This is a genomic window from Mesorhizobium sp. P2_E7, from assembly GCF_056403855.1.
Map to the genome: position 1 here is coordinate 361541 of NZ_JBFUER010000003.1, position 11992 is coordinate 373532.

Genomic DNA, 11992 nt, shown 5'->3' on the forward strand with positions numbered 1-11992 from the left:
AAGGCTTGTTAAGAAAACTCAATAATTTCATAATCTTGACTGAGGCCGAGCGAGCCACGACGACGCTTCACCGGCAAAGGTTAATGCCAAAGCTCGCCCTGCATGAATCGGGCCAGTTTCGGCGATTCAGCATGTGGTGCGACTCCCAGTCGCAAAACCCACATGTAGCCGTGAACAAAAGCTGAATCTGCAGGAGTCACTGATTCGTCGCCGATTCGTTCCAGACTCGTTCCAACTGTTAATCGGGAGCGAATCCGGAATGCGAAGAAGACTCCGCAACTGACGACCGGAACATTCCGCTTTCGCTTCGCGGTTGAAATCCCTATGTGTCGCCTGTCATACGCGCCAGTTAAGGTGCGCTCCCGACAACACGATGCAGAAAGCCTCATTTCCAGGCCGATGAACATCCAGCCGAAACATACCGAGCCGCTGATCCTGTCGGGCCGCGACGTGACCGCCGTGCTTGGGCCGACCAACACCGGCAAGACCCATCTCGCCATCGAGCGCATGGTCGCGCATGAGAGCGGCATCATCGGCCTGCCGCTCCGCCTTCTGGCGCGAGAAGTCTACGCCCGCGTCTGCGAAAAGGTCGGCGCCCACAAGGTGGCGCTGATCACCGGTGAGGAAAAGATCCAGCCGCCCGGCGCGAAATATTCGGTCTGCACCGTCGAGGCCATGCCGCGCGAGACGGATGCCGCCTTCGTCGCCATCGACGAGGTGCAACTCGCCGGCGATCTCGAACGCGGCCATATCTTCACCGACCGCATCCTGCACCTGCGCGGCCGCCAGGAAACGCTGCTGCTCGGCGCTGCCACCATGCATGGCATTCTGCAGCGCCTGCTGAAGGGCGTCTCGGTGGTGACGCGGCCACGGCTGTCGCATCTCGCCTATGCCGGTTCGAAGAAGCTGACCCGTTTGCCGCGTCGCACCGCCATCGTCGCCTTCTCCGCCGACGAGGTCTACGCCATCGGCGAACTGATCCGCCGACAGCAAGGCGGCGCTGCCGTCGTGCTCGGCGCGCTGTCGCCCCGCACCCGCAACGCCCAGGTGGCAATGTTCCAGGCGGGCGATGTCGACTATCTCGTTGCCACCGATGCCATCGGCATGGGTCTCAACCTCGATCTCGATCATGTTGCCTTCGCCCAGAACCGCAAATTCGACGGCTACCAGTACCGCAATCTGACGGCCGCCGAACTCGGCCAGATCGCGGGCCGTGCCGGACGCCATCTGCGCGACGGCACTTTCGGCGTCACCGGCCAAGTCGATCCGCTGGACGAGGAACTGGTCAAGCGCATCGAAGGCCATGAATTCGATCCGGTGAAGGTGCTGCAGTGGCGCACCGCGCATTTCGATTTCGCCAGCCTCGATGCGCTGAAACGCTCGATCGAGGCCAACGCGCCGGTCGAAGGCCTGACGCGGGCGCTGCCGGCGGTCGATGCGCAGGCGCTCGAACATCTCTCCCGCGACGAGGATATCCGCGCTCTCGCCACCAACCCCAAACGCGTGGCGCTGCTGTGGGAAGCTTGCGCGCTGCCCGACTACCGCAAGATCGCGCCGGCCCAGCACTCCGACCTGATCGCCTCGATCTACACCGACCTCGCCAAACACGGCCATGTCGACGAGAACTACATGGCTGAGCAGGTGCGCCGGGCCGACACCACCGAAGGCGATATCGATACGCTGTCGCATCGCATTGCCCAGATCCGCACCTGGACATTCGTGTCCAACCGACCGGGATGGCTGGCCGATCAGGCACACTGGCAGGAAAAGACGCGCGAAATCGAAGACAGATTGTCGGATGCGCTGCATGAGCGGTTGACGAAACGGTTTGTAGACCGCAGGACTTCCGTCCTCATGCGGCGCCTTAGAGAAAATACAATGCCTGAAGCCGAAATCAGTCCTACCGGAACCGTCCTTGTCGAAGGCCATCATGTCGGCGAGTTGCAAGGGTTCCGCTTCACCGCCGACCAGAGTGCCGGCGGCGAAGACGCCAAGGCCGTGCGCACGGCAGCCCAAAAAGCACTGGCCGCCGAGTTCGAAGCGCGCGCCGAACGCTTCGGCGCCTGCGCCAATGGCGACCTGGCGCTGGGCTCCGACGGCACGCTGCGCTGGATCGGCGCGCCGATCGGCACGCTGGTTGCCGGCGAGGACGCGCTGAAGCCGCGCCTGGTGCTTTTGGCCGACGAGCAGCTGACCGGGCCCGCCCGCGACAAGGTGGCCGCGCGCGCCGAGCGCTTCGTCAATTTCCAGATCGAGTCATTGCTGAAGCCGCTGGTCGACTTGAAGAATGCCGAGCAGATCACCGGCATCGGCCGCGGCATCGCCTTCCAGCTCGTCGAGCATTTCGGCCTCATCAACCGCCGCGATATCGCCGAAGAGATGAAGTCGCTCGACCAGGAGGGACGCGCTGCCTTACGCCGGCTGGGCGTCCGCTTCGGCGCCTACCATGTCTTCGTGCCGGCGCTGATCAAGCCGGCGCCCGCCGGACTGATCACGCTTTTATGGGCGCTGAAGAACGACGGCAAGGACAAGCCCGGCTTTGGCGACGTGGTCCACGCGCTGGCCTCCGGCCGCACCTCGGTGGTTATCGATCCGGCCTTCGACAAGACTTTTTACAAGCTCGCCGGCTACCGCAATCTCGGCCGCCGCGCCGTGCGCATCGACATTCTGGAGCGGCTGGCCGACCTGATTCGGCCGGCGACCAACTGGAAGCCCGGCCTCGGTCAGCGCCCGGACGGCGCCTATGACGGCCAGTCCTTCATGGTGACGCCGCCGATGATGTCGATCCTCGGCGCCACCGCCGACGACATGGAAGAGATCCTCAAAGGCCTCGGCTACCGCGCCGAGCCGAAGCCGCCCGCGGAAGTGAAGGCGCGGCTGGAGGCGCAGGACAATGCCGCGCGGGAAGCGGCTGCGGCCAAGCTGGCAGCGGACGCGGCTGCAAAGGCAGCGGCGGAAGCCGCGGCAGCGAATGTGACAGCCGAAGCGCCGGCCGAGGGCACAGAGCCGGATGCGGCCGTTGAAGCTACCGCCGCAGAGGTCACGTCAGAGGATACCGCAGAGCCCGCCGCCGAAGCGGCAGCGGAGGCTGTTTCGGAAATGCAGGTCGAAGCTCCGGCAGAAGTCGCGGAAGAAGCTTCGCCCGTCGCAGAAGATATTGCCGTAACCGACGCCACCGTCACCGAAAGCGCCGACCCCCTTACCTCCCCCTCGATGGGGGAGGTCGCGGCGCGAAGCGACGCGGGTGGGGGTGATGGCGCTGACGATGCGGACACCACCAACGCTGTAGCCGCAACCGGCGACGCCGGCGCTGCCACCGCCCCGGCGCTGCGCGCCGACCCTCCCCACGAGGGGGAGGGTGAAGCAAGCCAAGCCGCGCCAGAGGCTGAAGAGCCGAAGCCGATATTGTTGTGGCGCCAGGGTCGTTTCGAGCAGCGCCCGCGCCATCGTCACGAAAACCGCAATCGCCCGCGCAATGGCCAGGCCGCGCGCACCGATGCGCCTGCCGATGCAGCCGGCGGACAGCCGGCGACGGGTGAGCGGCCGGCCTATCAGGGCCGCCGCGACCAGCGCGACGGTGCCGCCAAGCCGCGCTTCGACCGCTCGAAGTTCAAGCCCAAGCCGCTGGCCGAAGGCGAACAGCGCCGCGAGGGCAAGCCGCAAGGCGAGCGCTCGCGCGAAGGCCGCCCCGACTGGAAAGGCGGCAGGCCGGAAGGCAAAGGCGGCCCACAAGGCGGCAAGCCGGCATTCCAGGCCAAGCCGCGCGAGGAACGCCCGGTGCGCTTCGACCCGGATTCGCCTTTCGCCAAGCTCGCCGCCTTGCGCGACCAGCTGAAGAAGTAGGCTTAGGCTCGGTTCGATGGTTGCCGAGGGTCGCCAGCGCATCGACAAATGGCTGTTCTTCTCGCGCGCGGTGAAATCGCGCTCGCTGGCGGCCAAGCTGGTGGTCGCCGGACGCGTCCGCATCAACAGCGACAAAGCAGCGCAGGCCTCGGATCTGGTGAAGCCTGGCGACGTTTTGACCATCACACTTGATCGCCGCATCTCCGTCTGGAAGGTGCTGGCTACAGGCGTGCGGCGTGGCCCGGCCGAAGAAGCCCGCACGCTCTACGAGGACATGTCCCCGCCGCCGGCGCCGAAAGGCGAGGCTGTTCCCGATGCCATTCCCGCGTTGCGCGAGGCCGGCAGCGGCCGGCCGACCAAGAAAGAACGCAGGCAAACCGACCGGCTGTTTGGCGAGGACTGAGAAGATCGCCACGCCGGCGTTTCGGAATTCCATTTCGGAAGCGCCGGTCCCGCCAGGCATGGCCGCCCTTGCAAGCGGCGGGCAAAGGCGTTACCTCACCAAAAAAGCCTGACAAGAACGGGACGTCCCGGAGCCGACCAATGACCTATGTCGTGACCGACAACTGCATCAAATGCAAGTACATGGACTGCATCGAGGTCTGTCCGGTCGACTGTTTCTACGAAGGCGAGAACATGCTCGTCATACATCCCGACGAGTGCATCGACTGCGGCGTCTGCGAACCGGAATGCCCGGCCGATGCAATAAAGCCCGACACTGAGCCGGGTCTCGACAAATGGCTGCAGGTCAACACCGAATACGCCGAGAAGTGGCCCAACATCACCGCCAAGAAGGAGCCTCCGGCAGACGCCAAGACCTTCGACGGCGAGGCCGGCAAGTTCGAGAAATATTTCTCCGCCGAACCCGGCGAAGGCGACTGACTGAGAGGGCCGATCGGCCGTCATAACGCTGCGTAACGCCGATGATACATTAACTGCCTTGACAGGCGGCGACGGCGCTCGACCTTCGCGTTTGCAGCAAAACCTTGATTCTTCCGACTTTTTGTGTTACACAGACTGAAACATGCCGGTGACACAACGTCGATTTATGGCGCAAGCGCCCAAAATCATCGAAAGGTGAAATCCCCAATCGGACCAGAGCAATCTGGGCCAGGCAGTCGCTATGCAGGCGGTGTGCCGGTCCCGGCTTTTTCCGATGGGTTCATCTGTTGTGCGGCTAACGATCGGAGTCCCCGGTCGCAGGCGTTCGGACCGGCAGGCCGCCGGTACCACAACAAGGAGTTCAGGGCGTAATGGCAACGATCACCCCGCAGAAGAAGTCCAGCGCGGCACGTCACGGTTTCAAGACCGGCGAGTACATCGTCTATCCGGCGCACGGCGTCGGCCAGATCGTCTCGATCGACGAGCAGGAAGTAGCTGGCCACAAGCTGGAACTGTTCGTCATCGACTTCCAGAAGGACAAGATGCGGCTGAAAGTGCCGGTCGCCAAGGCGACCTCCATCGGCATGCGCAAGCTGTCGGAAGAGGATTATGTCGAGCGCGCGCTGAAGGTCGTGCAGGGCCGCGCCCGCGTCAAGCGCACCATGTGGTCGCGCCGCGCCCAGGAGTATGATGCCAAGATCAATTCGGGCGATCTGATCTCGATCTCGGAAGTCGTGCGTGACCTCTACCGTGCTGACAACCAGCCGGAGCAGTCCTATTCCGAGCGTCAACTCTATGAGGCGGCACTCGATCGCATGGCTCGTGAGATCGCCGCGGTCAACCGCATGTCGGAAACCGAAGCCGTGCGCCTGATCGAGGTCAACCTCAACAAGGGCCCTAAGCGCGGCGCCAAGGCCGATAATGAGGAAGCCGAACAGGAAGAAGCTGCCTGATCGCTTTCACCGTCGAATTCATGAAAAACCCGGCCTTGTGCCGGGTTTTTTGTTTGGGTTTACCCTCCCCCTTGTGGGGGTCCGAAGGACGGGCGAGACCCGTGGCTCGCCCAGGCAGGTCGCTGTGAAGCAGCGGGGTTGAGGGCAGCGCCGACCTCCACCCGGACCTACGGTCCGACCTCCCCACAAGGGGGTGGTAGGGAGCTCGCCTAAGCCTCTTTCTCGGCTTCCTGCTTCAGCGTCGCGATAAAACGTTTCGTCCGTTCGCGCTCCGGGTTGGAGAACACCACAGCGGACGGCCCCTTCTCGACGACGACTCCGGCGTCGAGGAATACCACCTCCTGCGCGATCTTGGAGGCCAGCCTGAGGTCGTGTGTGGCCATCACCATGGTCGTGCCTTCGCTGGCGAGTTTTCCCAGCACGTCGACCACTTCCTGCGCCAGTTCCGGATCTAGCGCCGAGGTCGGTTCGTCGCACAGCAGCACCTTCGGCGACGGCGCCAGCGCGCGGGCGATCGCCACGCGCTGCTGCTGGCCGCCCGACAGCGTCGCCGGCCAGGCATCGGCCTTGTGCGCCATGCCGACCTTCTCGAGCAGCGCCAACGCCCGTTCGCGCGCCTTTGCCGTTGGCCATTTCAGCACCGTCACCAGCCCCTCCATGACGTTCTCGATGGCGGTGCGGTGCGGGAACAGCTGGAAATTCTGGAAAACCATGCCGGTCTGCAGCCGCAAGCGCTGGATATCTCGGCTGGGGATCTTGATGCCGGGGCGGAATTCCAGCGTCTCGTCGCCGATGCGCACCGTGCCGGAGGTCGGGATTTCCAGGAGGTTGATGCAGCGCAGCAGCGTGCTCTTGCCGCCACCGGAGGGGCCGACCAGCGCGGTGACGCTGCCCTCGGCGATGGTGACCGTCACACCCTTCAGCACGAGATTGTCGCCGAAGCGCTTTTCGATGTCGGTGAGGCCGATCATGAGCGCGCCTCCAGGAAGCCGCCATAGCGGTTGAGCCGCGTTTCAAGCCGCGTCTGCAATGCCGACAGCACCGAGCTCATCGCCAGATAGAGGATTGCTGCCTCGACATAGAGGATCAGCGGCTCATAGGTGGTGGCGACGATGCGCTGCGCCGCCTGGAACATCTCCGGCACGGTGATGGCCGCGGCCAACGACGTATCCTTGACCAGCGAGATGAAGGTGTTGGACAGCGGCGGCACCGCGACGCGGCCGGCTTGCGGCAGGATGGTGCGCCGCATCGCCTGGCTCCAGGTCATGCCGATCGAATAGGCGGCTTCCCACTGTCCCTTCGGCACCGAGCCGATCACGGCGCGGATGATTTCCGAACTGTAGGCGCCGATGTTGAGGGTGAAGCCGATCAGCGCCGCCGGAAACGCATCGAGCAATATGCCGACCGAGGGCAGGCCGTAGAAGATCAGGAACAGCTGCACCAGAAGCGGCGTGCCGCGAAAGATCCAGACATAGAAGCGGACGACGGCGACCAGCGGCTTCGGCCCGAACAGCCGCACCAGCGCAACAACCAGGCCGACGAACAGGCCGAGCGCGAACGACAGAAGCGTCAGCGGTACGGTGAAGATCAGCGCCGCCCACAGCAGCGTCGGCAACGAGTCCAGCATCAGGTATAGCCAGTGCGGCACGAACGGCTCCTTCGCTCACGGACCGCCGGCAGGACCGGCAGTGCGATTGTGCGGCTGTCATATCATGCGAAAAACGGCGAACCGTCAAAGACGGCCCGCCGCTCTTGTGTCATTGCCGGCAAACCGCCGGGAGGCCTTCGTTACTGCGAAACGTCCTGACCGAAATAGGTGTCGGCGATCTTCTTGTAGGTGCCGTCGGCCTTGATGTCGGCCAGCGCCTTGTTGATCGCCGCCACCAGTTCCGGATCGCCCTTGCGCACGATGACGCCGGAATAGTCGGCGTTTTCTTCCTGCGCGGCGATCTTCACATTGGCGTCTGGCTTGTGCTTCTTGAAGTCGAGGAAGGACAGGCTGTCATTGATGGTGGCGTCGGCGCGGCCGGTGAGCAAAAGCTGGATCGACTGGTCGAAGCCGTCGGTGCCGACCAGTTCGGCGCCGTTGGTCTCGGCGAGCTTGCCGAAATTCGAGGTCAGCGACTGCGCCGCCTTCTTCCCCTTGAGGTCGGCAAAGGTCTTGATGGCAGTGTCGTCGCCGCGCACGATCAGCACCGCCTTGGAGGCGATGTAGGGGTCGGAGAAGTCGTACTTGGCCTTGCGTGCGTCGGTGATGCCGACCTCGTTGATGACAGCGTCATAGCGGTTGGCGTCGAGACCGGCGATCAGACCGTCCCATTTGCCTTCGAGAAACTCGACTTTCACGCCGAGCTTGTCGCCGATCGCCTTGGCGATCTCGACGTCGAAGCCGACCAGCGCGCCGGATTCGTCATGATAGGTGAAGGGCGCGTAGGTGCCTTCCGTGCCGACCTTGATGGTGCCAGCCTGCTTGATCTGGTCGAAATTGGCGCCGGCATGGCCGGATGTGACGGCCAGAACCTGCAGCGTTCCGGCGACGATGAGCGAATTGAGCCATTTCATTTTTCTGTGATCCCGTCCTTGGCCGGTGTCCGGCGCTTGTGAGAGCCGGAAACTGACAGATAGAGAGCCGCAAAATAAGGAACCAGGTTTCAAAAATACGGCGATCCAGAAATCAGATTCTCAAAGCAGCTCTGATTCATGCTAATCGCCTCACTCCGCGGCGGTGTCGGCGCGCCCTTCGGACAGCACAAAACAACCGCCATCGGCGGCGGAACCAATCCCCGGTGTGGCACGTTCATGCCGTGTTGTAGGGCGCTGCGTTGCCATTTCAAGAACCCCGGCTGCGCCAGACCCGAAGCAATTCTCAGGAAAAGTGGGAAACCGGTTTTCCGACCGGAATTGCGTCAGACCAGAGCTAGCGGCCGCCAGGCCGTCCGAAAATGTCCGGGAGCAGGAGCGCGGCATGATCGAAGACACGGCAGGACGGACCATGGTCCGCGCGGCGATGAGAGCCCCTTATCTCGAGCGCGACGAGGAACATCTTCTGGCCTTGCGCTGGAAGGAAGACCAGGACCAGCAGGCGCTGCACCAGATCACCGTCGCGCATATGCGGCTCGTCATCTCGATGGCTTCGAAATTCCGTCATTACGGCCTGCCGCTCGGCGATCTGGTCCAGGAGGGCCATGTCGGGCTGCTGGAAGCGGCGGCGCGCTTCGAGCCGGAGCGCGAGGTGCGCTTCTCGACCTATGCGACCTGGTGGATCCGTGCCTCGATGCAGGATTACATCCTGCGCAACTGGTCGATCGTGCGCGGCGGCACCTCGTCGGCGCAAAAGGCGCTGTTCTTCAATCTGCGGCGCTTGCGCGCCCGGCTGGCCAATGGCGCCGAGCCGATCTCCAACGCCACGCTCTACCGCGAAGTGTCGGTAGCGCTCGGCGTCTCTGAGGCCGATGTGGCAATGATGGATTCCAGGCTGTCCGCACCTGACTCCTCGCTCAACGCGCCACTCGCCGACGATACCGGCACCACCGAGCGCATGGACTTCCTCGTCTCGGACGATCCCCTGCCGGACGAAGTCGCCAGCGACACCATCGATTTCGAACGCCGCCTGCTCTGGTTGAAGGCAGCGCTCGGCGCGCTCAATGCCCGCGAACTCAGGATCATCGAGGAACGCCGGCTGAGCGACGATGGCGCGACACTGGAAGCGCTCGGCGAGACACTCGGCATTTCCAAGGAGCGTGTCCGCCAGATCGAAGCGCGCGCGATGGAAAAGCTCAAGGTCGCGCTGGTCAAGCAGAATCCGGAGTTTCAGACGCAGGCAGCCTGAACGCACCTGCGATGTTCCTGAAAGGTGATAAGTAAGAATTTGATTAAGTAATAATGTATCGCCGTCATGGCGGCATTCCTCTACAATATATTTGTAGATTGTGACCCGTTTTACAGACCGGCCGCTGCGTTCCTGCGACCGAACAGGTCATAGCGGATGGAGGTTTGTCATGTTGCGATGCTATGCGATCCTTGCGGCCTTGGTCCTCGTGGGCCTGACGACATTCGATGCTCGCGCCGATCGGCGGGTTGCCTTTGTCATCGGCAATTCCGCGTACCGGAACATTCCCGCTCTCAAGAATCCTGACAACGACGTCGACGATGTGTCGAACACTTTTCGGCAGGCTGGCTTCAATGTATTCCTTGCCAAGGACGTCACCAGACTTCAGTTCGAGGAGCAGTTCCGCAACTATCTCGCGGCTGCGGACGACGCCGATCTGGCCGTCGTCTACTACTCCGGCCACGGCTTCCAGATCGGCGGCGAGAATTTTCTGATCCCGGTCGATGCCTCGCTCAAGGATGCAGCCGACATCGAGGTCCAGGCCGTCAAGCTGGATGATGTGCTTGAGCAGCTGCGCTCGAAATCCAAGATCCAGGTGATCATTCTCGATGCCTGCCGCAACAATCCGTTTCCACGCAAGGACTATTGGCTGCGCGACCAATTGATCGCCACCGGCGGCACCGGCCTCGCGCAAGTCAAAAGCTCGCAGAACACGTTGATCGCCTTTGCCACGGAACCTGGAGCAATCGCCTATGACGGGTCCGGCGATCTCGGCCCTTTCTCGTCGGCATTCTCGCGCCGGGCGCTGGCGCCGAACCAGGAGATACGGACGGTCATGGCCGCGGTGCGCCGTGATGTCGTCAAGGCCACGGATGGCAAGCAGGTTCCGTGGGAAAACTCCTCGCTGATCGACGACGTCGTGCTGATGCGTCGTGTGACCCGGCCCTCGCTGCCGCCAGTGCTGGAGAAAATCGTGCCGTCCGGCGTCGGTCCTGTCGCGCTGGACCTGCCGCAGCCTGTCGACGTGGAAGGCGGCGCGGTTACCGTCAGCATTGAAAGCCCGCCGACGCTCGGCCGGCTGACGCTGGATGGCAAAGCTGTCGAAGTGGGGCAGCCGATCCAGAGCAAGGATCTGCCGCGTCTGAAGATGGAAGTCCCCAAGGGCGTCGGCGCGCAGGAACAAGTGGACACGCTGGCCTACGCCACGCATGACGACTGGGGCGGAGAATCCAAAGGCGTTCTGGTGCTGCGGGTCAAAAGCGATGAGGGCGCCGACGGCAAGCAGATCATCGCCTCGCTCAAGGATGAGCAGAAGCAGCGGGTGCTGGAGCGCGGCATCCATATTTCCGGCGCCGCCGAGGCGATCGGGGATCGCGATGTCAAGGTTCCGGTCGGAATAGGCCCGGTGCCGCTGAAGCTGGATCTGCCGGCAAAGGATCCAGGCATCAGCCTGAAGCTCGCCAGCTATCCGGCAACGGGAACGCTGTCGCTGCCGGACCGCATCCTGTCGCCGCAATCGAGCCTGATGGCCAATGAAGTCGGTGATCTGCGTTATGAGCCGCAGGTCGGCTCGACAGCTGCCATCAAGATCGGCTTCGAAATCCGAGCCAACAATTCGTCGAAACGAGCGACGATGACGCTGTCGCCAGAGGTCGACCCTTGCGACCAGGCGGCAGGCGAACCCCTCGACCTGCAAGGCGTGGTCCCAGGACTGCTGCCCAACGAGATCGGCGGCAACGCGGTCAAGCTTTGCCAGGCGGCGGTGAAGGCCTACCCCGACATCGCCCGCTTCCACTACGAGTTGGGGCGTGCCTTGCTGGCGTCAGGCAAGGTCGACGAAGCCAGCAAGGCGATCCAGTTGGCTGCCGACAGGGGACATGTCAGGGCCGTCTTCGAACTCGGCCGCATCGCCTCGTCCGGAATAGGAACGACTGCGGATTCCACGAAAGCCAATGGCCTCTATTCAGAAGCGTCCGCCAAGGGCGACCCTTACGCGATGACGGCGTGGGGACGAGCCTTGTTCAATGGCCTCGGCGTGAAGCGCGATACCGGCAAGGGATTGGACCTGCTGCTCAAGGCGGCGGCGATGGGGCATAGCAATGCCATGAACGATCTCGCCGTGATCTTCAAGGACGGTCGCAATGGCGTGCCCGCCGACTCGGCCCGTGCCGTGGCCTTCCTCAGGGCCGGTATCGAACGCCAGAACATCTATACGATGAGCATTCTCGGTCCTGCTGGGCGCAATGCCTTGGCGATCGCAGCCTGCAAGCCCGAAACGCAAACGATCATCAAAACCAAGGTCATTCGCACGAAGCCGCCCAAGGTCGCCAGGCCGAGAAGGGAGCCCCTCCCGAAACTGCTCGGACCGGTGCCGAGCGAAACCGGTCCATTCATTGCGCCCTGGCGGGGCGGCGGCGGCGGTAGTGGTGGACAAGGCGGCGGCGGCAGCCCTGGCTGACGGCGGCGGTCATCAGTGGCCGACCAG

At 63.4% G+C, this 11992-nt stretch carries 9 protein-coding genes; 6 read left to right on the top strand and 3 right to left on the bottom strand.

Annotated features, from left to right (window positions below; genetic code table 11):
* Positions 1 to 399 precede the first annotated feature (399 nt).
* From AC1DYC_RS20895 to AC1DYC_RS20910, 4 genes are all read left to right on the top strand, one after another.
* Positions 400 to 3843 (top strand): helicase-related protein, encoded by a 3444-nt coding sequence (locus tag AC1DYC_RS20895; RefSeq protein WP_477409519.1) that lies wholly within the window; start codon positions 400 to 402, stop codon positions 3841 to 3843.
* 16 nt (positions 3844 to 3859) lie between these two features.
* Positions 3860 to 4246: an RNA-binding S4 domain-containing protein gene (locus AC1DYC_RS20900; protein WP_477308908.1), complete on the top strand. Its 387-nt coding sequence runs from the start codon at positions 3860 to 3862 to the stop codon at positions 4244 to 4246.
* 140 nt (positions 4247 to 4386) lie between these two features.
* On the top strand, positions 4387 to 4725 hold the full coding sequence (gene fdxA, locus AC1DYC_RS20905; RefSeq protein ID WP_027031582.1) for a ferredoxin FdxA: 339 nt from the start codon (positions 4387 to 4389) through the stop codon (positions 4723 to 4725).
* A gap of 371 nt (positions 4726 to 5096) precedes the next feature.
* Positions 5097 to 5678, top strand: coding sequence for a CarD family transcriptional regulator (locus AC1DYC_RS20910; RefSeq protein ID WP_111544498.1), 582 nt, complete (start codon positions 5097 to 5099; stop codon positions 5676 to 5678).
* A 209-nt stretch (positions 5679 to 5887) separates the two neighbouring features.
* Here AC1DYC_RS20910 and AC1DYC_RS20915 read toward each other — a convergent pair whose 3' ends face one another.
* The 3 genes from AC1DYC_RS20915 to AC1DYC_RS20925 all read right to left on the bottom strand — a co-directional run bounded on the left by AC1DYC_RS20915 (position 5888) and on the right by AC1DYC_RS20925 (position 8240).
* Positions 5888 to 6649, bottom strand: coding sequence for an amino acid ABC transporter ATP-binding protein (locus AC1DYC_RS20915; RefSeq protein ID WP_477336101.1), 762 nt, complete (start codon positions 6647 to 6649; stop codon positions 5888 to 5890).
* The gene (locus AC1DYC_RS20920) at positions 6646 to 7326 is read right to left on the bottom strand and encodes an amino acid ABC transporter permease (RefSeq protein ID WP_477308912.1); all 681 of its coding nucleotides are present in this window, start codon (positions 7324 to 7326) and stop codon (positions 6646 to 6648) included. Before AC1DYC_RS20920 ends, AC1DYC_RS20915 begins: the two co-directional genes overlap by 4 nt.
* A gap of 140 nt (positions 7327 to 7466) precedes the next feature.
* A complete protein-coding gene (locus AC1DYC_RS20925) occupies positions 7467 to 8240 on the bottom strand; it encodes an amino acid ABC transporter substrate-binding protein (protein WP_477409521.1) in 774 nt (257 codons plus the stop codon).
* Positions 8241 to 8643: 403 nt separating this feature from the next.
* On the opposite strand from AC1DYC_RS20925, the gene AC1DYC_RS20930 reads away from it, so the two are divergent.
* Entirely contained in the window at positions 8644 to 9507 is an 864-nt protein-coding gene (locus AC1DYC_RS20930; protein ID WP_477409523.1) for an RNA polymerase factor sigma-32, read from the top strand.
* Positions 9508 to 9676: 169 nt separating this feature from the next.
* The gene (locus AC1DYC_RS20935; protein ID WP_477409525.1) at positions 9677 to 11965 is read left to right on the top strand and encodes a caspase family protein; all 2289 of its coding nucleotides are present in this window, start codon (positions 9677 to 9679) and stop codon (positions 11963 to 11965) included.
* The last annotated feature ends 27 nt before the right edge of the window (positions 11966 to 11992 follow it).

Bases quoted from the DNA above. Each gene is read 5' to 3' on its own strand.
- AC1DYC_RS20895 (WP_477409519.1), top strand. From the start codon at position 400: ATGAACATCCAGCCGAAACATACCGAGCCGCTGATCCTGTCGGGCCGC.
- AC1DYC_RS20900 (WP_477308908.1), top strand. From the start codon at position 3,860: ATGGTTGCCGAGGGTCGCCAGCGCATCGACAAATGGCTGTTCTTCTCG.
- fdxA (WP_027031582.1), top strand. From the start codon at position 4,387: ATGACCTATGTCGTGACCGACAACTGCATCAAATGCAAGTACATGGAC.
- AC1DYC_RS20910 (WP_111544498.1), top strand. From the start codon at position 5,097: ATGGCAACGATCACCCCGCAGAAGAAGTCCAGCGCGGCACGTCACGGT.
- AC1DYC_RS20915 (WP_477336101.1), bottom strand. From the start codon at position 6,649: ATGATCGGCCTCACCGACATCGAAAAGCGCTTCGGCGACAATCTCGTG.
- AC1DYC_RS20925 (WP_477409521.1), bottom strand. From the start codon at position 8,240: ATGAAATGGCTCAATTCGCTCATCGTCGCCGGAACGCTGCAGGTTCTG.
- AC1DYC_RS20930 (WP_477409523.1), top strand. From the start codon at position 8,644: ATGATCGAAGACACGGCAGGACGGACCATGGTCCGCGCGGCGATGAGA.
- AC1DYC_RS20935 (WP_477409525.1), top strand. From the start codon at position 9,677: ATGTTGCGATGCTATGCGATCCTTGCGGCCTTGGTCCTCGTGGGCCTG.